At 41.0% G+C, this 23,557-nt stretch carries 19 protein-coding genes and 1 pseudogene; 10 read left to right on the top strand and 10 right to left on the bottom strand.

Features of this window, described 5'->3' with window-relative positions; genetic code table 11:
• Position 1: 1 nt before the first annotated feature.
• Both ABJV04_RS12855 and ABJV04_RS12850 read left to right on the top strand, forming a co-directional pair.
• Positions 2–499 (top strand): DUF6702 family protein, encoded by a 498-nt coding sequence (locus tag ABJV04_RS12855; protein WP_348491922.1) that lies wholly within the window; start codon positions 2–4, stop codon positions 497–499.
• 299 nt (positions 500–798) lie between these two features.
• Positions 799–2,161, top strand: a pseudogene (locus tag ABJV04_RS12850) (aldehyde dehydrogenase family protein).
• A gap of 297 nt (positions 2,162–2,458) precedes the next feature.
• On the opposite strand, the gene ABJV04_RS12845 reads toward ABJV04_RS12850, so the two are convergent.
• From ABJV04_RS12845 to ABJV04_RS12835, 3 genes are all read right to left on the bottom strand, one after another.
• Positions 2,459–3,004 (bottom strand): redoxin domain-containing protein, encoded by a 546-nt coding sequence (locus tag ABJV04_RS12845; protein ID WP_348491921.1) that lies wholly within the window; start codon positions 3,002–3,004, stop codon positions 2,459–2,461.
• A gap of 294 nt (positions 3,005–3,298) precedes the next feature.
• The gene (locus ABJV04_RS12840) at positions 3,299–6,007 is read right to left on the bottom strand and encodes a protein kinase (RefSeq protein WP_348491920.1); all 2,709 of its coding nucleotides are present in this window, start codon (positions 6,005–6,007) and stop codon (positions 3,299–3,301) included.
• A 129-nt stretch (positions 6,008–6,136) separates the two neighbouring features.
• On the bottom strand, positions 6,137–6,700 hold the full coding sequence (locus ABJV04_RS12835; protein WP_348491919.1) for an ECF-type sigma factor: 564 nt from the start codon (positions 6,698–6,700) through the stop codon (positions 6,137–6,139).
• 376 nt (positions 6,701–7,076) lie between these two features.
• Between ABJV04_RS12835 and ABJV04_RS12830 the strand changes: the two genes are divergently transcribed.
• From ABJV04_RS12830 to ABJV04_RS12815, 4 genes are all read left to right on the top strand, one after another.
• Complete coding sequence (locus ABJV04_RS12830; protein ID WP_348491918.1) at positions 7,077–7,970, top strand: alpha/beta hydrolase; 894 nt, start codon at positions 7,077–7,079, stop codon at positions 7,968–7,970.
• A gap of 159 nt (positions 7,971–8,129) precedes the next feature.
• On the top strand, positions 8,130–10,469 hold the full coding sequence (locus tag ABJV04_RS12825) for an MMPL family transporter (RefSeq protein ID WP_348491917.1): 2,340 nt from the start codon (positions 8,130–8,132) through the stop codon (positions 10,467–10,469).
• Positions 10,469–11,302: an outer membrane lipoprotein-sorting protein gene (locus tag ABJV04_RS12820; RefSeq protein WP_348491916.1), complete on the top strand. Its 834-nt coding sequence runs from the start codon at positions 10,469–10,471 to the stop codon at positions 11,300–11,302. Before ABJV04_RS12825 ends, ABJV04_RS12820 begins: the two co-directional genes overlap by 1 nt.
• 8 nt (positions 11,303–11,310) lie before the next feature.
• Positions 11,311–12,648: a DUF1302 family protein gene (locus tag ABJV04_RS12815; protein WP_348491915.1), complete on the top strand. Its 1,338-nt coding sequence runs from the start codon at positions 11,311–11,313 to the stop codon at positions 12,646–12,648.
• Here ABJV04_RS12815 and ABJV04_RS12810 read toward each other — a convergent pair.
• Positions 12,645–13,268 carry a hypothetical protein gene (locus ABJV04_RS12810; RefSeq protein WP_348491914.1) on the bottom strand — a complete coding sequence of 208 codons (624 nt, stop codon included), beginning with the start codon at positions 13,266–13,268 and terminating at the stop codon, positions 12,645–12,647. The two genes, ABJV04_RS12815 and ABJV04_RS12810, sit on opposite strands and share 4 nt — an antisense overlap.
• 151 nt (positions 13,269–13,419) lie before the next feature.
• Complete coding sequence (locus ABJV04_RS12805; protein WP_348491913.1) at positions 13,420–13,686, bottom strand: type II toxin-antitoxin system ParD family antitoxin; 267 nt, start codon at positions 13,684–13,686, stop codon at positions 13,420–13,422.
• Between the two features lie 563 nt (positions 13,687–14,249).
• On the opposite strand from ABJV04_RS12805, the gene ABJV04_RS12800 reads away from it, so the two are divergent.
• The gene (locus ABJV04_RS12800; protein ID WP_348491912.1) at positions 14,250–16,289 is read left to right on the top strand and encodes a serine hydrolase domain-containing protein; all 2,040 of its coding nucleotides are present in this window, start codon (positions 14,250–14,252) and stop codon (positions 16,287–16,289) included.
• A gap of 366 nt (positions 16,290–16,655) precedes the next feature.
• Here the strand turns inward: ABJV04_RS12800 and ABJV04_RS12795 are convergent, their stop codons facing one another.
• The 4 genes from ABJV04_RS12795 to ABJV04_RS12780 form a co-directional block, all read right to left on the bottom strand.
• Positions 16,656–17,075, bottom strand: coding sequence for a DUF4440 domain-containing protein (locus ABJV04_RS12795; RefSeq protein ID WP_348491911.1), 420 nt, complete (start codon positions 17,073–17,075; stop codon positions 16,656–16,658).
• Positions 17,076–17,455: 380 nt separating this feature from the next.
• On the bottom strand, positions 17,456–19,108 hold the full coding sequence (gene groL, locus ABJV04_RS12790; protein ID WP_348491910.1) for a chaperonin GroEL: 1,653 nt from the start codon (positions 19,106–19,108) through the stop codon (positions 17,456–17,458).
• A 39-nt stretch (positions 19,109–19,147) separates the two neighbouring features.
• Complete coding sequence (locus ABJV04_RS12785) at positions 19,148–19,438, bottom strand: co-chaperone GroES (protein WP_143834662.1); 291 nt, start codon at positions 19,436–19,438, stop codon at positions 19,148–19,150.
• A 213-nt stretch (positions 19,439–19,651) separates the two neighbouring features.
• On the bottom strand, positions 19,652–19,927 hold the full coding sequence (locus ABJV04_RS12780) for a peptidylprolyl isomerase (protein WP_348491909.1): 276 nt from the start codon (positions 19,925–19,927) through the stop codon (positions 19,652–19,654).
• A gap of 82 nt (positions 19,928–20,009) precedes the next feature.
• Between ABJV04_RS12780 and ABJV04_RS12775 the strand changes: the two genes are divergently transcribed.
• Positions 20,010–20,579: a DUF502 domain-containing protein gene (locus ABJV04_RS12775; protein ID WP_348491908.1), complete on the top strand. Its 570-nt coding sequence runs from the start codon at positions 20,010–20,012 to the stop codon at positions 20,577–20,579.
• 17 nt (positions 20,580–20,596) lie between these two features.
• Here ABJV04_RS12775 and ABJV04_RS12770 read toward each other — a convergent pair whose 3' ends face one another.
• Complete coding sequence (locus ABJV04_RS12770; protein ID WP_348491907.1) at positions 20,597–21,172, bottom strand: FxsA family protein; 576 nt, start codon at positions 21,170–21,172, stop codon at positions 20,597–20,599.
• A gap of 129 nt (positions 21,173–21,301) precedes the next feature.
• On the opposite strand from ABJV04_RS12770, the gene cutA reads away from it, so the two are divergent.
• Positions 21,302–21,622: a divalent-cation tolerance protein CutA gene (gene cutA, locus ABJV04_RS12765; protein WP_348491906.1), complete on the top strand. Its 321-nt coding sequence runs from the start codon at positions 21,302–21,304 to the stop codon at positions 21,620–21,622.
• Positions 21,619–23,442, top strand: coding sequence for a protein-disulfide reductase DsbD (locus tag ABJV04_RS12760; RefSeq protein WP_348491905.1), 1,824 nt, complete (start codon positions 21,619–21,621; stop codon positions 23,440–23,442). Before cutA ends, ABJV04_RS12760 begins: the two co-directional genes overlap by 4 nt.
• The last annotated feature ends 115 nt before the right edge of the window (positions 23,443–23,557 follow it).

Below are 23,557 nucleotides of genomic sequence, written 5' to 3'. Positions count from 1 at the left end.
CATGAATAATTTCATCAAACTAGCTTTAGGGGCGCTGTTATTAACAGCGTTTTCCTTAAGCGCACATCAACAAAAAACCTCCATAAGCACAGTGTTGTTTAATCCGCGCACTGAGAACATTGAAATCATGCACCGCTTTAGGGTTCATGATGCCGAACATGCAGTAAAAGAAATATTCGGTAAGGACGCGGATATACTCGATTCAGAAAAGACGCAAAATGAGTTTAGCGACTATGTAAGCAAACGCTTTTACTTGTTTGATAGTCAGCAAAAAGCCTTGCCTTTAAAAGTGGTTGGCCATGAAATAGAAGGAAAGTTTTTCTGGGTTTATCAGGAAACCACTCAGCCTGCTAAGTTAGAGAATCTAAGTATACGATATGATGCCCTACGCGATTTATGGCCACAACAAGTCAACACTATTAATGTTGAAGGTAAAGGTGAGTTACAAACCCTTACTTTTTCAGACTCGGTGGAATTATTACAAGTCAGATTCCACTAGCTCTTTCTTTGCACTGCAATATATAGAGTTTGCTTGGATTTAGAATTTTTTAGTCCACCTGAAATTTCAATCTAAACTTGCTCTGTCGAAAAGCCCGTAAATATCTATTTTACGGGCTTTTTTATTTACTTCGTCTAGACCAATCACCTTGCATGTTGACTGTGAATATTTTGCAAAGCTATTGAATCAAGTTCACATAATTAAACTCAAAAAATAGAATTTCACTTTAAATTCATTAGGTTACAAGTTGGTAAAGGTTTTGCACCTATAGCTTCGTTGAATTAAAAAGAGGAAGTATCATGTCGAACACAGTAAAAACAATTAATCCCTTTACTGAGCAAGTACTAGACGAGTTTCAACTTTTGAGCTTAGAAGAAGCCAATGCAGCCGTAGATAAAAGTCATGAGGCATTTTTATCTTGGCGAAAAACGCGCGGAACTGGTATTAAGCTTGGCCAACACAATTCGCGAAAATAAAAGTGAATTGCTCAGATTAATGACCGCAGAAATGGGCAAAGTACGAGCCCAAGGTGAACAAGAAATTGAACTTTGTGCAGGCATTTGTGAATACACTGCCACTGAAGCGATAAAAGCTCTAGAAGACGAAGAGCGCGAAATTGAAGGTGGCAAGGCGATAATCAGCTACCAACCTATAGGGGTTATCTTGGGTATTCAGCCATGGAACTTTCCTCTATATCAAGTAATTAGATATAGCATCACCAACATTATGGCCGGCAACACCACAGTGATGAAACATGCTTCCAACGTATTTGGCATGGCTGTAGAAATTCAGAAGATGTACGAAAAAGCAGGCTTTCCAAAAAACGTTTATCAATCACTAATCATTAAAGGGTCGATGGCAACCCAGCTTATTGAACACAGCAAAGTGCGTGGTGTTACGTTTACAGGCAGTGACGGTGTAGGTAAAAAAGTAGCTGAAACAGCAGGCAAACATTCAAAGAAAACCGTCTTGGAATTAGGCAGTAACGATGCATATGTGATACTTGATGATGCCGATATTGAAACCGCGGTACAAGCCTGTGTTCAGGGGCGAATGATTAACAATGGGGAAACCTGTGTGGCCGCCAAACGTTTCGTCGTTACTGAAGCGAAATACGACGAATTCAAACAAGCCTTCGTTGACCAACTTAAAAATATGAAAATGGGTGATCCTAACGATAAAGAAACAGACTTAGGCCCTATGGCACGAGAAGATTTACGAGACGAATTACATGAGCAAGTTAAAACGTCCATTGATAAAGGTGCGAAAGTTTTGATTGGTTGCGAAATCCCAGATACGACAGGGTATTTTTACCCACCGTCAGTTCTTGAGAACGTAACATCAGGTATGCCTGCTTATGACGATGAATTGTTTGGTCCAGTCGCAGCGCTAATCAAAGTCAAAGATAATAAAGAAGCAATGGAAGTTGCCAATGACTCCAGATATGGCTTAGGCGGCGGTATCTTCTCAGCAGATGAAGACAAAGCGGTAAAACTAGCCGTTGAAGAATTTGATACCGGTATGGTTAATATCAACGGTTATGGATTAGCACAGCCCAATTTACCTTTTGGTGGCGTGAAATCCAGTGGTTATGGCAGAGAACATGGTGGGTTTGGCATAACCGAATTCGTTAATATTAAATCAGTGATGATCAATCAATGATTAGGTTGAGATATATAATATAAAGAGCAGTTTAATAGGTTTTGAAAGTTTAAAGAGTCGATATTGTATCGGCTCTTTTTTATTGTGGGTAGCGCTAGTTCCGGAGTTGCCTTAATCAATGCTTTGAATTTTTAAACCCAGTAGTGGTTAGCAAGATTATTGTTGAAGGGGGAATAAAGCAATATTAGTGAAACGAAAAAGTAAATATATGGACGGTCGGCAATGGTAGATAACTGCTGCAAATTGGCTTTAGTAAAAACACCGATTGCCGACCTAAACTAACAATTTAATTTTAGGTTAGTTTTGATGAGTACCACGTACTGGGTAGTCTTTATCGAACGCAAATTCAATCCCATTAACTAGCTGTTCTAAATCAGGACGAATGAAAGGTGCATTGGCAATTTCAATCATTACCGTATCTCCCGCAGGATTGACTAAGAACAATCCTGGCTCAGGGAAAGCATGGTCGGTTTCAGAATCACTCATCGGGTCTGAGATGTATAATCCCAGTGCGTTCATTTGCGTTAAGGTTAAACCGGTTAGCACAGGGAAATTAACCTCTAAGCCTTTATCGACCATTTTATTCAGCTGTTCAGGCGTATCTGCCGAAATCGCCACAACGTCGATTTTCAAGTTATTAAGCTTTTCAGTGTACTGAGCTAGCTTATTTAAATACTTCAGACAGATTGGACAATGATAGCCTCGGTAAACTGTGACAAGCGACCATCTGTCAGAGGCTTTATCATCGCGACCTGCCTCGCAAAGATTTGCCAGATTGCCGTTAGTATCGGTGATTTGAATGTTTGGAAATTTTTCTCCTGCTAAAAGCTTGGTGTTTTTCATTAATGATCTCCATTTAATTTACGGCGTTTTAATAATTACGCCCAATTAACTCAAGTTTTTTGCATACATTGTGGATTCCGCCATATATGCAAATTAAACTTATTCAAAGAGATAGGAGCAAGATACTTACCAGAACACTAAACTACTGTTTTTAAAGTGGTTTAACAAATACAGTCTGATGGATTTGGTAGTTTACAAGGTGAAATGTGAAAGAATTGCAATGGAGATTGAATGTAATGCAATTTACTTCTGGAAAAGCCAGCAAGCAGCACCACTTACACTTGGAATATCTTTTTAAGCTTTAGTTGGTGCCGACTCTAATAATTGTAAATATTCAATGTAATCTTGTACGTTATGGTTCGGTGTATGTGACTGCATTAAGTTTATTAGTAAACGAATATTTTGTCTCAATTCGGGGTAGCTTTGGTCAGGATAGCCTTGGGTCACATCTATCGCTTGTTTTAATGATTTAATTGCATCTAAAGGTCGATTATTAGAGAGCTCGAAGTCTGACAACTGCTCGTGCAAAAAGTACAACGAGGTGCTTTTTGCATTTACATCAAAGGGTGTTTTGGCATCTAAACGTTGCCATTTTTCCAATACAGCGCGATACACTTCATTGGCCTTATCTTTTTCATCGGCGGCAATATAACGCAAGGCTAGGTGATGGTATTCAAACAAGGTATTTGGACTAAGTTCGCCGTATTTATCCGCCATACCATCAATAGCCTCTTGGGCCATTAAAATAGCTTTTTGATGCATTGATAATTTAGATAAGGTTTCGGCTTTGAAGGATTTAGTATTAATAATATCCACGTGATTAGCGCCGACAATCCCAGGCAAAGCCTGTAACGAATTATTCAAAATATTAAGTGTTTGTTGAAAGTCTCCCTCAAAACTGAGAATTTTTGCGTACAAAAATTGTGCTCTATGGGTATCTTGGTGGTCTGGTCCTAAAAGTTCTGTAGTAAGGGCAAGCAACTCTTCGGTATAGGGTTTACTCAAATCAAACTGCGCTTTCTCATTGTAATGATAACTGAGTCTTTCCAAGACATATATGACAAGAGTATGTTTGCTGCCTAAGCTCTCTTTTGCTAAAGACAAGGCTTGCTTAAAATAGTCAATTGAAGCTTCGTTATCACCATAGCGCAAATAGTTGTTGCCCAAACTTGCTAAGGCCAGCATCACTATAATGTGCTTTTCCCCCAAATATTGCTTTGCATCTGCAAGCACTTGTAAGTGCATATCTATTGCTTTTTTGACTTCGCCGGTATCACTGTAATAACCACCTAAATTAAGAATATAACCGATTGTGTGACGGTGGTGTTCGCCATAAAGTAGTCGAGATTGAGTCACAATGGATTCGAGTATCGCGGCTCGCTTTTGGGGTAAATCTGCACGACTATAGGCCGAGTTCAAAGCGTTCAGCGTTGAAATATGCAGAGCAATATCTTGCTCAGGATATTGAGTATAAATTGCATCTGCCATTTCCAATTGTTCTATTGCTGCTTGTATCTTACCTATTTGCCAATACATTTCTCCAATTACGTAGCGCAATTGAGCAAGCACCAATGGCTGATCGGCAAGTTTAGATTGCTCAGGATTAGTCAGTTTGAGTTGTGCCAATTCCACCATTTCAAGCACAGTCACTTCATTTCCTTGTGCCTTATCCGGATCAATGCCTTTAAACATTTCGGTTATAAAATCCGTTACCGCTTGGGCTTTTTGTTGTTCAGTTTGCGCGCTGTCCCGTTGTTGTTGTGCAATGTCGCGTTGTTGCTTCACTTGCTCAGACTGATACCAAATCGCCGCACTTGCACTTATTAGAGAAATTGTGAGCCCGAGCCCCATTGCTGACGCTACCGCATTACGTTTTAAAAATAGCGAGGCTCTGTGCGCCCAACTGATGGTGTGGGCTTGAACTGGATATTGGTTTAAATAACGTTCTATATCTTCAGCAAAATCAGCTGCAGAACTATATCTATCCTGACTTTTTCCTTGTAGGGATTTTTTAACTATCTGGTCTAAGTCAGTACTGATTGCTTTGGCTGAGCTCTGGTAAAAAGCATTATCACTGTTTTTAGCACACACACTTGGACTGGTGAGCTCCTGAGATTGAATAGAGGCAATTATCTCTGCCTTGCTAAGGTCTTGTTGCTGATACCGAAGACTTCCCGTTAGCATTTTGTATAACACTGCGCCTAAGGAATAGATATCTGAAGAAACACTGATGCTTTCCCCTAATATTTGTTCAGGGCTTGCATATTGGATAGTTAACAAACGAGGTCCCGAAGAAATCATCTCCCTTTGCGTGAGAAGGTGGGAGATACCAAAATCCATCACTTTGGGTTCGCCATCCCGATTAACTAAGATGTTTTCAGGTTTGATATCACAATGCACCACCAAGTTTTGATGGGCATATTGGATGGCTCTGCACACCTTGCCAAAAAGTTTGAGTCGCTGTTTCACACTCAATTGCTGCCGTTCGCAATATTGGTCAATAGGTAAACCTTCCACATATTCCATCACCAGAAACGGGATACCCGCTGATGTCGTGCCGCCATCAAGTAGGTGGGTTATATTATTGTGTTCCAGATTAGCGAGTATTTGGCGTTCTTCCATAAAACGAGTTAACAAGTACTCACTGGTCGTTAATGACTTGATAAGTTTAACGGCGACTTTTTTCTCATACAGATTATCCGCTCGCTCACCTATATAAACTGCTCCCATACCACCGGTTTTTAACCTTTTGGTAAGCTTGTATACACCTGCCATAGAGCCGCTTAAGTCTTGATCAGTATCTAATACATCATGTGTTGCAATCTCAACGATTTTATCAAGCCCTTTAGTTTCATCAGCATGCTCTAAAAGACTTATAATGGCCTGTTGAATATCAACTTGGTCTTCAAAGGTTTGGGTTATGAATTCACGTCTAGTATGAGCAGGTAACTCTAGTGCTTTGTGGAAGTATTCTTCAATAATAGGCAAGTCGTTATTGTTCATAAATTGTCTCTACTTAAATATGTTCTCACTCATTATGGCGAACATAAGCGGACCGGTTAGCCAACACCAAGTCGTTGAATTGGGCAAATGAACAAATGATAAAAACAATACCAATAAGGTTATAGAGGTTTATGCCATCTCTCTATAAATCCATGCTTTTGAAAACTTCAGTTCGCGCTCTACAGTTCGCACCGAAAGTGCATATAAGTCAGCAATCTGCTTAATGCTTAAACCGGCAAATGTTTCTAATTCAAGAATTTTGGCTTTTCGATTATCTAGCTTTATCAGCCCTTCAAAGGCTGTGTTTAGGGATAGAAACTGTGAGATATCCTGTTTGCCGCTCAAAAGCTCAGTATTGAGGGTAACTTTCATGCCGTTGGCACCACGTTTTACGCGACCAATGCTGCGCGCATGATCAACTAAAATGCGACGCATGGTTCTACTAGCCAAACTATAAAAATGTTGGCGGTCGGCAAAGCTGACATCCGCATCAAATAAGCTCAAGAATACTTCGTTAACAAGGGCGGATGTTTCAAGAGTGTGGCCAGGGCGTTCTTGACGCATATAAACTCTTGCACGCCTTTCTAATTCTGCGTACACAATACTACTGACCTCCGATAAGGCGCCTTCGTCGCCTTCTTGCCACCGGTATAAAAGTTCAGTTATGTTGTCTTTGCGAAGTGCCACTCGCATATCAGTTCACCCATGTGAAAAATCTATCCCTACAAAAGTGACGAAGCTCATTTTACGTACACTTTCCATCTAAAATTTGCACTAAACACAAACAAATAGATCATTTAATATACTCCCTTTGTTTTATATTTAGCAAATATATCTGTCCTACCTCCTTCAAAACGACGTTAATTTTGACCTTTCTTGTTTGTTTTTTTCTGGCTGCTATGTGCAAAAACAAACAATCAATTCATCCGATTAAAAATAATTTGTCGTTTTTGTACTTAATTCGCGCTTACCCATATAGGACGCCTAAATAGGTCACTAAACAAGCCTCAAACAGCTTGTTTTGAAACCCAAAGGCAATTCGGAGACATTGAGAAAAAGGAAAAGCGCGATGACACATGTTCGAGAGTATGACAACGGTGCTAAAGATAAGACCTTTTCATTAAACGCATTTCAAAAAATGCAGCGCTTAGCACTAAAATTTTGCTGCACAGCCTTACCACCAATAGGGCTGAAAGTAGCCCTCTACCATTTCACCAATACACGAAAACGCCGCCCTTATAATCTAATCGATCTGCCGCCTCAATTGCAGTCGCGCAAAATTGCCTATCGCAATGGACACATTGTGGCCCACAGTTGGGGTCATGGCGACAAAGTCGTTTATCTTGTGCATGGCTGGGAAAGTAACTCAAACTTGATGAAGGCATTTATCTCACCATTGCTCAAACAGGGTTACAAAGTCGTTGCTTTCGACATGCCTGCCCATGGACTTTCAAGCAATCAGGCAACTCATTTAGGCGATTTTTCTGCCACATTGCAGTTTGTAATTTCAATATATGGGAAACCATTTGGCATAGTGGCGCACTCATTTGGCGGTACGGCTAGTGTCTTGTTACTGTGCAAACATAAACATTTGTTGCCAACTAAGCTTTGCTTAATTTCTCCTATGAAGTCCTTAGATAGCCATTTGCAGGTGTTTAACACCATAACCGGATTGCCCGAAGCAATAATGGATAAGCTGTTAAAAAGACTGAAAAAACAATATGCATTGGAAGCAAAAAAGACCGACATAACTCGTTTAATTCAATCTGTACCCGTGTCCGGTTTACTTATTCACGACGAAGATGATCGACTCATTCCCATTGAAGTAGGTGACCAACTAGCTGATGCTTGGCATGGCGCGCAATACATCAAAACGCGAACCTTAGGCCACCGCAATATCCTCAAAGACGCATTTGTGATTCAACAGGTCACTGATTACATGTTAGACCACCGAAAGAATTAATTTATATACGACTAATTAAGCGCCCTTTACTCAAAAATTCAAAAAATTAGTAAAGCCGTGTCGTTTTTGAAGTTAATAAACGCTTACTTAAATAACTACAAAAAATACCACGCTGGGATAGGCACACTCATCAATCAGATTGATTAAGAGGCTAAGGTTATGACTATTAAAAATACTACAGATTCGTTTACTACTCGTTACTTCACTTGGGTCATCGCGAAGCCGAAACGGGTTATCTTAATCTCACTTGTATTTGTTCTGGCAATGGGTATTGGGATTACGAAAGTACATAAAGAATCCTCGGTGGATGCATTTGTGCCACAAGATCATCCTGCGGCTTACGCCAGAGATCGTGCTGCCAAAATTTTCGGCCTAGAAGATCCCATAGTGGTAGGCTTAGTCGCCCCTAAAAACACATCCGCCTTTACCCCTGAAAATATCGAAACTTTGCGCCGCATTGAGGATCTAGTCCGAACTTTGCCCAATGTTAAGAAGCATAATTTCATTAGTATCTTAAATGAAAGCGCCATTCGCAGTGACCAAGGTGACCTGCTAGTAGAAGCAATAGTCCCCAAAGGGCCAGTCACGTTAGATATAGCAAAACAAGCGTTTTCCCGTCTAAATACGATGAGCATGATGAAGGGGCTACTTGCCTCCCAAACTGGCGATATGTTAACCCTAATCATACCGGTAAATGATGCAAATCATGCCACTGACACATATCGCCAAGTGTTAGCCATTGCCGATAGTGAATCAAGTTCATCACTCACTGTGCATGTAACAGGCGTAGCGTCTATGAACGGACGCTTGGCACAAATGGTTACCATGGATACCCGCTTGTTTATTCCCGTTGCGGTAATAGTTGCACTGCTGATTGTGTGGTTAGCGCTGCGCAATCTCCGCGGTCTTATGGGCCCGTTTTTTGTGATTGCTGGCTCTGCTGCAACAACGATTGGATTCATGGGATGGATAGGTGCGCAATACTATTTAATTACAACCGCTTTGCCGGTCATTATCATGGCCATCGCCATTGCTGATAGCTTGCATATTTCAACTCTGTTCCTACATAAGTGCCGTACCGACTTGCACAAAAATCGCCAGCAAAATTTGCTTGAGGCCCTAAATCACACATATCTGCCAATTACCCTCACCACTATCACAACAGTAGCAGGTTTCTCCGGTTTAGCCTTGGGTTCAACCATGCAACCCATTGCTGAATTTGGCTGGTTAGCTGCCCTTGGGGCGATTGTAGCCTGGTTACTAAGTGTCAGCGCTTTACCTGCAATCATGGCGTTAACCAAACTAGAAGCAAAACCGCAGCAAATACAAAACCAATTTACGTTTGTTGATAGCTGTTTGAAAAGTGTCACTCAACAAGCAACCCAAAAGCCAGCAACCACAGCCAGTGTATTAGCGATTTTGACTATGGTTATGGGGTATTTTGCGCTACAGGCTAATTTTGATTACCAACGTCAGAATTACTTTCAAACAAATGAACAGGTACGTATTGCAGATATCACCTTAAACGAGCGTTTATCGGGTCTAAATTTTTTAGATGTCATGGTTTCAGGCAGCGCTGCAAACGACTTGATGACACCTGATGCGATGGAGGCCATTGGCCGTTTACAGGGTCAGTTAAACGAGCAAGCTTTTGTGGCAAAAACGACCTCAATTGCTGATTACATGACCCTGATGCATAGCGTCCTCACAGATGAACCAATTGGCAGTTTTCCCAGCAGGGAAAATGCACCTGCTCAATACATGTTTTTATATGAAGCCTCTGGCAATCCTGGCGATTTTAGTGAAGAGATAGACTTAACCTATCAACATGCTCTGATTCGTGCACAACTGACTACTGACCGTTTTAGCAGTGTGAAAAATACCGTGCAAGACTTCCAAGAGATTACCAAACGGTGGTCATTAGAAACCGGATTAGAGGCAAGCGTTAGTGGCAGGGTGGCGGTAAATGTAGGCTGGATGTCACTTTTAGCAGAGTCGCATTTTACTGGATTAGGATTAGCTATTTTGTTTGTATTTACCTCGGCTTTACTAATGTTTCGTAGCTTTTTCAAAGCACTGCTTAGTCTGGTTCCCGTTATCACTGGGGTGTTGTTTACCTACGCAGCAATGGGCGCTCTTAACATTGATATCGCCCCAGCCACATCTATGACAGCGGCAATTTCAACCGGATTAGGTGTGGATTTTGCCATTCATTTAATTTGGAGCGTAACGCGAGCCAGACAGCAAAATGCTTCAATTGAAGAGGCATTCTTAGGTAATTATTTAGTTGTTGCCAGAGCTTGTTTATTTTCCGCCTTTGCCCTTGCTGTTGCCTTAGCCGTGGTATGTCTAAGCTCAGCACCGCCGCTTCAATGGTTTGGTGCGCTTGTCGCCATGGCCGCATTAGGCAGTCTAGCAGGGGCGATTTTTGTTATCCCTGCACTTTATTCATTGTTTAGAAAGCACGCCTTATCACCCAAGCTTAAAGGAGCATACTAATGAACATCATACAAAAAGTCGTCACCATAAGCCTTGTAACCTTACTACTAATGTTCAGCCAAGGAGTAAAAGCCAATCCGCAAATGAGTGGCTTAGAGCTTGCCGAAAAAGTGGCTAATCGTTCGTCAAATAAAAGTAAGGTAGGATTTATGCATTTTACCATGCGTAATAATAGCGGTTCTGAGCGAAAAAGGTCTGCTTTGGTCGTTCATTCACAGATACCTGAAAGAACCAAAATTGGTATCTATTTTACCGAACCTGCAGGGTTACGTGACACTAGCTTTTTAAGTCACGATAACAGCAATAGTCAGGACCAAAATTGGCTTTATTTACCCGCCACAGATCGAGTCAGAAAGCTCCCCTCTTCAAGCCGTGGTGACTACTTCATGGGAACCGATCTTAGCTATGGCGACATTAAGGACAACTTTAAGTTTGCTTTGGAAGATTGGCATTTTAGCTTAGGTGAGTCGATTGTCGAAAATGGCAAAACTTATTATTTACTCAAAGGGGTGCCTCAAAATGAACAAATACGAGCAGAGATTGGCTACGGTAGTTTTACCGCCAAAATTGACTCAGATACCTGGTTTCCAGTCCATATACGCTACACAGATACCGACAATACACCACTAAAAGAGGTAAGTGTTGAGGGCCTAGATAGTATTGACGGTACCTGGACGGCAACACATTTCACCATTGACAATTCCCAGCTCCAGCATCAAACAGAGATTGTAATTAGTGATATGCGTGCAGTTAGCCAGATGCCATCCTATTTGCTGACTGCCGATGAGCTGGCCTATGGCGCACCACTTATGCTTCTAGAAGACAAAAGTTGAGTATCACCATGAATAGCATCTTATTGAAAATAAGCACTAGCCTTAGTAAGGCTGTGTTTATTTCCCTGAGCGTCTTTGTGTGTCAGATAAATTTTACTCTTGCACAAAACGCTGCGACCGTTATTCAAGTGGATTATCGCTTAGGTTTTAATTTGCATGACGCGCAACGACAACTCTCACGATTGAGTATCACTACAGACACAGATTACCGTATCAATCGAAACTGGAGTTTACAGCTTGACCTGCGGGCTGAAGTGGCTGACGACGAGGTTGGTTTAGGTACAGTTAATACCTATTCATCCGTTAACAAACCTATAATTGATAATCAACAAAGTCGTTTCGAAATAGACCGTGCCTATGTGCAATGGCGAGAACGAGCCCATTCATTCACTTTAGGAAAACAAGTGACTCCTTGGGGTGTGTTAGATGGTATTCAAATAACCGACCGCTTTGACCCAGTGCGGCGCCGCGACTTTGTGCTTACCGATGTTAGACCCGATCGCATAGCGCGGTGGGGGGCTCGCTGGCGCAATAAAGTAGGACAATTTAAACTCGATGGATCATTTGCTTTTGATGGCACCGTTTCCCAACAAGCGGAAGTAAACACTGTATTTTTTACCCGCTCGACTCGTTTCACTGGGGGTATGAATATAGCCACTACACCGATAACGGTTATGGGTGAAACCCGCAACGCTAGCCTTGAACAGTCTACGATTGGACTGCGGGTTTCTCGCTCTCTTGGCTCTGGCGAACTGTCGTTATTAAGTTTTCGAGGACCGGATACCGATCCCCTTTTATCTTTAACTCAGCAGCAATCAATTAACGAGCCAGGGGTTGTAGAGCTAAAATATTTGCGACGAACCCTTTACGGCGCGACTTATGACCTTAGTTTGGGAGAAACCGTGCTGCGTGGTGAAATTGCCTACATCCCCGATCAATCCATCAATATTATCAGCGAAGTTCCCCTACAATCGGCACGCACGAAACGCCTATTAGCAGGGGTGGGACTGGATTGGAACGCACCAAATCAGTGGTTTGTGAATGGCCAACTTGCCCTCGACTATATTAGTAGTGAAGGACACAGTTTAGTGCGTCCAGCGACCGATATCATTTTAACCTTGCGAGCGCAGCGTACTTTTATAAGTGGACGCTTACTATTTAAAGGAGAAATACTTGGCACCCTTAACGACAAAGACGGAGTGTTGCGTCCAGAGCTAGCCTTTGAATATTCCGACAGACTAAAACTGCGTTCGGGTATTGATTACTTATTTGGGGATGAAAACAGCCAATTTGGCCAGTTTAGAGACAACTCAAGACTTTGGTTGGCGGCAACTTATACTTTTTAATAAACCAGTCCATTGGCTGAATCACTTAACTTGCCAATTGGTGTCACTTTAGTCACCCGTCCATTTTGGCAGTACAAGGTCCAACCCTTTTTAACTTGCCCTAGGTCATAAGTTGTCTCAAGACTAACCGACCAAGGGTCTTGCTCAGCCATATCATTACTTTCAACCGCCTCTAAGACTAACTCACCTGTATAGTTGAGGAGCATGTTTAAGTCATCATACGTCCATTGATTATCAAAACTCTTTTCCGGTTCTTTACCGTTTAATTTTGGTGGTGGCACAGGTTTACCCTTACTAGCCACTGCTGGGATTAAATCCTCGGTTGTTTCCACCTCACTATCAATATCGGTAGTGGGGGCAACATTTGGATCTTGCTCAGCATTAGTGTCCGATTGTGAGTAATTGCGTGAGCTAATATGATGGGCATTATGGGTAGTGGTAAGGTAATTAACGAATAACTTTCCCTCGCGAACAACAAAATGGCCACTAAACCCCAACACATTATCGGTAGAAATATCATAGGAACCAATTCCATACTGATAAGGGGAAAACGGCACCGCTTCGACTAACCAATAGGATTCATTTCGAAACTCGATAGAAGAGTAAGTTTGATCAGTCATTATAAAATCCTTCATTTATCGCCCAATTATTCCACAACAAAAGCCAGAGACAAAGTTACGTTGAAGGATCTGCGGGGTCAGATACGTTGAAACCGTTTTATATAAATCTTCTTCTGCTAAAGGAGAAAGCCTATAGGTTGGCATTATCACCCTAACTTTCTGACTGTTTATTTACTGAAAGAGAGGCTTGTTCAAATATATCCATGACATTATGATTTAACGATTCGCCCGCAGCTAGCTGTTCAAAACCTTTAGCGACTTCTGCGCGTAATATTTCAAGCTGTTGATTTTGAATATTATCCTTTTCAAATAACAACCTCAAACCATCACGGATCACTTCACTCGCTGAGGTATATAAACCTTCAGAGACTTTTTCTGTAATTCTTCTTTCGAATTCTTTACCTAAAGAAATATTCATAATTAACACTTCAACCATCTCGTAATCACATTATGCGCATAACATGCAGCCCCTAAAAACGAAAAAACCCACAAACCTTTGGGTTTGTGGGTTTTTATGCAATGCTATGGAGCGTTACAAGATGCTATGCAATCTAATGCAATTACATCATGCCGCCCATTAACATTTTAAGTGATTGATATTTAGATAAAATATAAAACCACGCAAAGTGGGATACCCTGCATTATACCTCGATCAATCAAAGAACTTAGTTAAGAACACGAGAAATAATATATACAATGTTTGTTAAAAATTTCATTGTGGTTCATCCCTACCTCAAGATAGAGACTAAAACTGTTACGACTTATTGTTTTGATAACCACCTTTACGGTCGTTCAACCTTTAGGCTTTAAAGGCGGCTTATCCCATATTGCGGATATTTAATGAGTGGTCGTCTCTAAAGTGTCAAAACGGACATTTCATCGATTTTGTTTCCATTGATACACAGTTACCACAGTCGGGAGAAATTGATTTATTAATCATCGTCAACCATACTGATCACTCATTACTGAAAGGAATTGTTGATGAAATCATGTCATTTTTTTGCCTTGGCCGGTGTTTTTCTCTCCACATACGCCGCACAAACTCACTCAGATACAACTAAAAATCAACGCTTTTCATCCGACGTTCTGATAACTAATACTGCACCAAGGCATAGCCTATTAACTAAAAATGAAACACATGAATATATTATTGAGGTGGCTGATAACAATTTTATATTTGGTGAAGTAGACCAACAAAGTTTGAACGTGAAGCTACAGGTTTTCGATCCGACTGGAATAGAAATACAAAATATTGATAGAACTAAAAGTGGCAAAGAACATTTTACGTTTGACACTCAACAAGCGGGTAAATACCGTATCACTATCAGCCCAGCGAAGTACGAGACTGAAGAAGATAATACGGCAGACAGTAGCGGCAGTTACACTTTACAGCTTCATATTAATGAGCCTATTGCAAATCAGCCAGAGAGCCGGTTAAAGCAGCTATTTATTGCTTACGATAATAATTATACTCCGGGAGCTGTTGCGGGGATAATTGAAGACGGAAAACTCACACACAGCTTATCTGTGGGTATGGCCAACCTTGCCTTTAACATCCCTTTTCAGGCTAATATGCCAACCAATATAGGCTCAGTATCCAAACAATTTACGGCAATGGGTATTTTGCTTTTAGAACAACAAGGCAAACTTAACTTAGATGATGATATTCGTAAATATTTACCTGAGCTACCTGATTTTGGGGAAACCATTACCGTTAAAAATTTACTAAATCACACCAATGGATTACGGGAAATGTTCGGTCTTCTAGCAATGCGAGGATGGCATGGTGAAGATTACATCGACAAGCAGCAAGCGATAGAAATTGTCCAGAAGCAACCTAACTTGCAAGCTTCACCGGGCGAAAAAATGAATTACAACAATACTGCTTTTGTTTTGCTGACCCACGTTGTAGAACGTATTACAAAGCAGTCTTTCCCTGCTTGGATGAAAGACAATGTTTTTATCCCACTTGGTATGCACAGTACGTTCGTACGACGGGATCCGGGGAATATTATTAACAATGCTACACAAGGATACAGCGTAGACAAACACGGCTATCGCGAAACCGGGGATTTATATTCAGCCCCAGGCGCCGGAGGAATTTATACCACAGCAGCAGATATGGCCAAATGGTCCAATAACTTCAATGCCAAAACATTAGGGGGAGCTGATGTTATTGAAAAACTTACCACAGTTGGCACACTCAATAGCGGCGAAAAACTCACTTATGCGCTAGGGCTGGGTGTAGAGGAAGATAAAGGCTTGATTAGGTACTCACACAATGGTGGCGATATGGCACATTTAACCGCCTATATGTACTACCCTGAAATTAAAAAAGGTGTGTTTGTTAACAGCAATAACTCAACATTTAGTTTGAGCATTGCAGATAAAATTGCCGATTTATTTTTTAAACAATATTTTGTAGAAGAGTCTGAAGATAATGCGTCACAAGAAACAAAGCGAGACTCGGTGGCGCTTTCAACAAAGCAACTTAATTTATTAGCAGGTACATTCAAGTCAGAAATACTTGGCCTAAATATCGTCATGCAAGCTACAGATAAACAGTTAAAAATGGAGTTTAATGGGGGCGAGACTATTCCCCTTATCACACAGTCTAACACTGAGTTCACTACTAGCGATGGACGATTTAATATCTCTTACCATATCGAAAGTAAAAAGGTGTCAGGGCTAACAGTTCAGGCTTACGGCACCGACTATGAATTTGAAAAGTTAACATTGGTCGAGCCCTCTAAGGCTGAATTATTGGCGTATTCGGGGAAATACTTTTCTCAGGAACTTGAAGTACTTTATACCATTAGCGTGAACCAAGATGAGCAATTAATGCTTAAGCTGTATGGCTCTCCTGAATTAAAATTAACGCCAACTGAGAAGGATGTATTTAGCTCGCTGGGCTTTCTAGAGAGCGACTTGACGTTTATACGTGACGAAAGTGGCAAAGTAATAAAAGTAGAGGTAAGTGATGGTAGAACTCAGGGCGTGATGTTTGAGCGAATGCTATAGCTACTAAGTATGACTATCAGGCATAGAAAATTAATCGTATGCCCCAATATTCGCTAGTCACGCAGTAATTAGACAAAATCACTGGCAAAGAAAACTCATTAAAAAAGCCCGCAGACTATAAAATCTGCGGGCTTTTCTATTTTTAGCTTATGAGGCTACGAGTAGCTACATAGTCAAATTTGACTACATCATGCCGCCCACTCAACACTCAAACAACTGATATTTAGATAAAAAATAAAATTCACAAAGTGGGATACCCCATATTATACCCCAACTGTTCAAAAGACTTATTTAAGCCTTTGAAAAATAATAAAATACTTGTAAAAAAACGTCGTGCCTCAGTACGGTTCGTATCACAATGTTGTTTTATAGAGTTTGATGTTTTTCTGAATAGTTAATTACGTCACGATAAATCAGCCATTGCCCATCAGGTTGCTTTTGCCAAACGACTAAGTAATTACCCAATATTTTTTCATCAGATTTTTCACCTTTTATGGTGACTTCCCAAAGTCCGACCTCTGTTGCCGTTCTATCGTCACGCTTTAGTTCAACAGTTTCTAAAGTTATGGTCGCTGGCCCTGCTGACATTTCAAGTTTGAGTTGTTTGGCTATTTCTTTACGCCCCTGCATTATTGGAAAACCATCATTTAAATATAATGCATCTTCTGTAAACATTTGGGACAACTGCTCAGCCTTCCCACCATTGAACAGCTCTATGTATTTATCATTATTTGCTTGGATTGTGGCACTCAAGTCATTGCTCCAAGCAAATGATGACACACTCATTAGTGCAACTAGGCAGAAATAGGAAAGCTTTCTCATAAGAAGGTCTTATACTGTTAATTTATTAAAACATTACAGCAGGGCTACAAGTAATGCAAAGTAATATATGTTCACATTTCAAGCAAAACCCCAACGGTTCCATTGAGTATTTAGCTGGCAAAAACGAATCACTCTTGGCAGGCTCCTAAGTAAGCTGACAGTGGCTCTAAAATAACCAATAAAAAAGCCCGAATATTGCTATTCGGGCTTTCGTATAAATAAGGGATTAAGCTTATTTAGGCGTAGAGTAAATTGTTTAGTTCAAGGCGCTTTATAGTGACGTTTAGTGTTTCTTAAACGAACTATGAAGCAACGAAGAAATAGGCAATTTAATCAAGCATAAATTACATCATTCCGCCCATGCCGCCCATGCCGCCCATTCCACCCATATCAGGCATTGCAGGTGCTGCTGCGTCGTCAGCAGGAGCGTCAGCGATCATCGCTTCAGTCGTGATCATCAAGCTTGCGATTGATGCTGCGAATTGAAGAGCTGAACGAGTTACTTTAGTAGGATCTAGGATACCCATTTCAAGCATGTCGCCGTAAGTGTCATTACCAGCGTTATAACCGAAGTTAGCGTCACCATTTTTAACAGCGTTAGTTACTACTGATGCTTCAGCACCGGCGTTAGCTGCGATTTGGCGAAGTGGTGCTTCCATAGCACGTAGTGCTAGTTTGATACCGTGAGTTTGGTCTTCGTTTTCACCAGTAAGGTTGCTAACTTTAGACGCTGCACGTACTAGAGCAACACCACCACCGGCTACTACGCCTTCTTCTACTGCAGCACGTGTTGCGTGAAGTGCATCTTCAACACGGTCTTTTTTCTCTTTCATTTCAACTTCAGTTGCTGCGCCAACTTTGATAACTGCAACACCACCAGCTAATTTAGCTAGACGTTCTTGAAGTTTTTCTTTGTCGTAGTCAGAAGTAGATTCTTCGATTTGACCACGGATTTGGGCAACACGACCTTGAATTGCTTCTTCTTCACCAGCACCGTCAACAACAGTTGTGTTGTCTTTATTGATAACAACACGCTTTGCAGTACCTAGGTCTTCTAGTTGAACTTTCTCAAGCTCTAGACCAATTTCTTCAGAGATAACAGTACCACCAGTTAGTGTCGCGATGTCTTGAAGCATAGCTTTACGACGGTCACCGAAACCAGGTGCTTTAACTGCTGCAACTTTAACGATACCACGCATGTTGTTCACTACTAGTGTTGCTAGTGCTTCACCTTCAACGTCTTCAGCAATGATAAGCAAAGGCTTAGAGGCTTTTGCTACTGCTTCAAGAGTAGGTAGTAATTCACGGATGTTAGATACTTTTTTGTCAACCAAAAGGATGAATGGGCTGTCTAGTTCAACTGTGCCGTTTTCTTGGTTGTTCATGAAGTAAGGAGATAGGTAACCACGGTCGAATTGCATACCTTCTACAACGTCTAATTCGTTTTGTAGAGATTGGCCTTCTTCAACAGTGATAACACCTTCTTTACCTACTTTGTCCATTGCTTCAGCGATAAGGTCGCCTACTTCTGAATCAGAGTTAGCAGAGATAGTACCTACTTGTGCGATAGCTTTGCTGTCTGCACAAGGTACAGATAGTGCTTTTAGTTCTTCAACTGCAGCAACAACAGCTTTGTCGATACCACGTTTAAGATCCATTGGGTTCATACCAGCAGCAACTGATTTTAAGCCTTCAGTTACGATAGCTTGAGCAAGTACAGTTGCGGTAGTTGTTCCGTCACCAGCTTCATCATTAGCTTTAGACGCAACTTCTTTAACCATTTGTGCGCCCATGTTTTCGAATTTATCTTCTAATTCGATTTCTTTGGCTACTGATACACCATCTTTAGTGATGGTAGGAGCACCGAATGATTTGTCTAAAACTACGTTACGACCTTTAGGGCCTAAAGTCACTTTTACTGCGTTAGCTAGAACGTTAACGCCTGCAAGCATTTTGACGCGTGCGTCATCAGAAAAACGTACTTCTTTAGCTGCCATGTTTAATTTCCTCTTAATTCTGTCTTATTGATTATGCTGTTATTCAACAACCGCTAGGATGTCGCCTTCGCTCATGATAAGCACTTCTTCGCCATCTAGCTTTTCGGTTTTAACACCATATCCATCATTAAAAATCACGACGTCGCCAATTTTAACGTCAAGTGCTTTTACTTCACCATTATCTAAAACTCGACCATTACCAACTGCAACGATTTCGCCACGAGTTGATTTTTCGGCCGCAGAGCCAGTTAGCACGATGCCACCAGCAGATTTACTTTCTTGCTCTTGGCGTTTAACGATAACGCGATCGTGTAAAGGACGGATTGCCATTTTCAAATCTCCTGAAAATTCCAATATTAAAGTTAAAGTTCCCGAACATCGGGGGTTGAGTTGCGGCTTTCACCTCAACTCGAATGAGTGTCTGCGAGCAAAGATGGGGATAGCCTTACTGACTTCAAGGGTTTATGTTAAAAAAAATCTATTTTTAGGATGATTTTTGTGTTTTTTTTGCTGTTTTCGAAGGAAGCGGGAAAATTGTGGGGTTTATGAGCGATATAGGGTTTTAATGAGATGGAAACCAAATTGCGTTTTAACAGGGCCATGAATGGTTAAAACTGGCTTCTTAAACACCACATTATCGAACGCCTTTACCATTTGTCCGGGTTTCACTTCTCCCAAATCTCCGCCTTTTTTAGCCGATGGGCATTGAGAATGTTTTTTGGCGAGTTGCTGGAAATTTGCCCCTTTTGCAAGCTGACGTTTCAACTCTTCGGCTTGCTGTTTATCTTTAACTAATATGTGACATACACCTGCTTTCATTTTTTAATCCTTATGATCTCGCCAGTTGCTTGAAGCTCTGTCATTATAACCTGGATTTCGTTACTACATGAGTTGTTAATTAATGAAAAAGCTATTGTCTTTATCCTTTCAGGGGCTAGCCGCGATTTTACCCTTATCATTGACCCTGTATTTTATTTATTGGTTTATGTCAGGAGCAGAAGCGCTGCTGTTCCCATACGTTTCTCAGGCATTTTACTTTCCTGGCATGGGAATTATAACCGCCTGCGCGCTTATTCTTCTTACAGGTCTGTTAGTAAATGTATTTTTTGTCCGTTGGATTGTATCAACAGCAAATCGACAAGTTGAAAAAATTCCGCTGGTTAAATCGGTATATGGCGCAATAAGAGATACCTTAACCGTATTCAAAATCAGCGATAAAGAAAACTCTAAAGCCGTTGTATCTGTGGAAATTAAACCTGATATGCACTTGATTGGTTTCATCACTGCCGACCAAGTTGCCCTCGAAATTTTCCAAGACGAGGATAAAGTGGGAGTTTACATACCTCTGAGTTATCAAATAGGGGGTTACACCTTATATGTAAAACGTCAGCAAATTACTAAGTTAGACATTGGCGTAGAAGAGGCTATGCGAGTTGCTTTAACCGGTGGGGTTAAAGCAAAACAGGGTTAATCAATAACGTCTAAAGGTTAACGGTCTGATGGGGAGTCAATTTTAGGCCGTTTCTCAACCTCATCTTTATCAACATACTCTCCCTCAATAATGTCACCATCTTGCTGATTACCTCGTTGCGAGTATGTAGTTTCAGAGTAAGTGGTATGGGAATAAGTATGTTGTCCTTGCCCGGGTTGACCCGCTACAACGTTAACAGCGAGTTGCTTAAGTAGGCTTTTGGCGATAAAAGGGCGAGTAACGGGAAGCGATAGTAAAAAGCCTAATCCATCAGTAATAAAACCTGGTGTCACTAATAGCACTCCAGCTAACACCAACAAAAGACCTTCGGCCACCTCCTGTCCTGGCATTACACCTGATTGCATTTTTGATTGTGCTTGCATCAAGGTCGCAATCCCCTGCTGTCGCACAAAATAAGCTCCGATGATTGCCGTGACAATAACGATGCCGACGGTATTCCAACCACCAATTTGCTCGCCAACATTCACTAACAACGCAATCTCGGCTATGGGTAAGATAGCGAACAAAATAAACAATTTACCAAACACATTATGCTCCTCGGTCAAACAAGTGATCTGGGGACAATTTGTCATTTCACAAGATTATTTTGCAAAGGAGCAAGTATAAAATTCTATACAGTGCGAATAGATCCAATCTCTATCTTTTGAAAGATATCTTTTATTATTAAGGTCAATTATGGCCAGAGTACAAAAGGTATATTAATGAGTTCACAATTTTGTATAGTATTAACAACTTGTCCGACTAAGAAGCAAGCCGAAAAAATAGCAAGTGAGTTGGTAAACCTTAAGCTCGCTGCTTGTGTGCAGATATCTCAGCCGATATCATCGTTCTACCATTGGGAAGATGAGGTCGTCACCGACTCCGAAATGCACTTAATTATTAAAACCATGTCGAATAAGGTAGAGGACGCATTTAAGTTAACCTTAAGCATGCATCCTTATGATGTTCCTCAATGGGTAATTATTGATAGTGCTTCCGCCAGCGACGCATATTTAAATTGGATTAAAAGTAGCCTTACATGAATTTTAGACGTCTTATATCGTTAACTGTATTTGTATTATTCTCTTGGGCAAGTGTGGCTCAAAGCAATTTAGCTTTTGATGATTTGTTTGCAGATGAACCGGAATTTTTACCCGTTGAGCAGGCATTTCAATTTGATTTCGATCAGAGAGATGATCAGTTACTTTTGCGTTTCACCATCGCAGAGGGATACTACTTATACAAAAACCAATTTAAGACAGTCGTAAAAAATGGCGAGATTAGTCAACCCATTTACCCTGAAGCAATCATCAAAGAAGACGAGTTTTTTGATGAGCCTCAACCCGTTTTCTATGATCAAGTTGAAATTAACTACACCGTCCTAAGCTCAGAAAAAGACGCTGTAGTGAAACTGCAATACCAAGGCTGCGCTGACGCTGGTTTATGTTACCCACCAACGGTACAAGTGGTGTATTTAGACGAAGTACTCAATACACCCCCCCCTAAGCAAGTTACTGAAGCTAAGCAAACTAACGATGTAAACCAAGGTACCGATTCAACGCCGGTGTCACAACAGTTCGAACTTGCCAATTTACTTAAAGGTGAGCAATTACTAATCCTTAAATTAGCGGCCTTTCTATTATTAGGCATAGGTTTAGCCTTTACTCCCTGTGTTTTTCCTATGTACCCCATTTTGTCCAGCATAGTGATAGGTCAAGGTAAATCAATCAGTACCTCTAAGGCCTTTAGCTTATCTTTCATGTTTGTGCAGGGCATGGCAATTACCTATTCCATTTTAGGATTAGTCATTGCTTCAGCGGGAGCTCAATTTACGGCGTATTTGCAAAACCCTTATATTTTAGGGGTTTTAATTGTGATTTTTGTGTCCCTTGCATTAGTGATGTTCGGCGCATACGAGTTGCAATTGCCATCTAAATGGCAGGAAAAGTTAAACGGATTAAGTAATAAGCAAAAAAGTGGCAGTTTTATTGGTGCCTTTATTATGGGCATCATATCCGGATTAGTAGCATCTCCTTGTACTACAGCACCTTTAACTGGCATTTTGTTATACATTGCCGAACAAGGTGATCAACTTCTAGGTTTCTTTGCCTTATATGCATTGAGTATTGGCATGGGCATTCCACTCATCTTATTTGGTATTACAGGTGGTAAATTACTACCCAAAGCAGGCAACTGGATGAATGTGGTTAAGGTTGCATTCGGCTTTATGATGCTAGTGGTTGCACTAACGTTCTTGGAGCGTTTAGTGAGCAATATTTGGATTGAGTATATTTGGTCTGCGCTAGGCCTGATTGCTTTTACCTATTTCTACGTGATGAATCTGAATACCCCCACCACTTTGTGGAAAGGAATACGCAGTTTAATTATTTTTGCCGGATTAATAGGCTCAGTGTTATATGGTTATCATCAGTTTAATCAGTCACAGTCTCAAAGTCATTTAGCAGCTACATCATCGACAACGGCCGATGTCAGTGCTCACCCCACATTTTTATTGGTGAAGAACTTACAGGACTTTGAGGAAAAGCTCAGTGCAGCCAATGCACAAGGCAAAACCGTGATGGTGGATTTATACGCCGACTGGTGTGTGGCCTGTAAAGAGTTCGAAAAATATACCTTCCCTGATCCGCAAGTAATGGATGCACTTTCTGATACAGTATGGATGCAGATAGATCTTACTGACAACACCGCCACTAACATTGAATTTCAAGAAGCGTTCGACATATTAGGACTGCCTACTATTCTATTTTTTGACGAGCAGGGTAATGAATTGTCTTCTGCCAGGGTAACTGGATTTATGAAAGCTAGCCCCTTTGCTAACCATGTGAATCAGATATTTAATTAGGGAGCTATAACGCAGTGCTAAGTCAGCTTGGATTTAAATTGCTAGAACCTGAGGTTAATTCTTAACTACGTAATTCATTATAACTGCTCTTAAACAGGCAAATACGGAACTTTGC

The organism is Aliiglaciecola sp., assembly GCF_039982535.1.
Lineage (GTDB): Bacteria > Pseudomonadota > Gammaproteobacteria > Enterobacterales > Alteromonadaceae > Aliiglaciecola.
The sequence above is the reverse complement of the archived record's forward strand: the minus strand, read 5'-3'. Positions and strand labels throughout refer to the sequence as shown.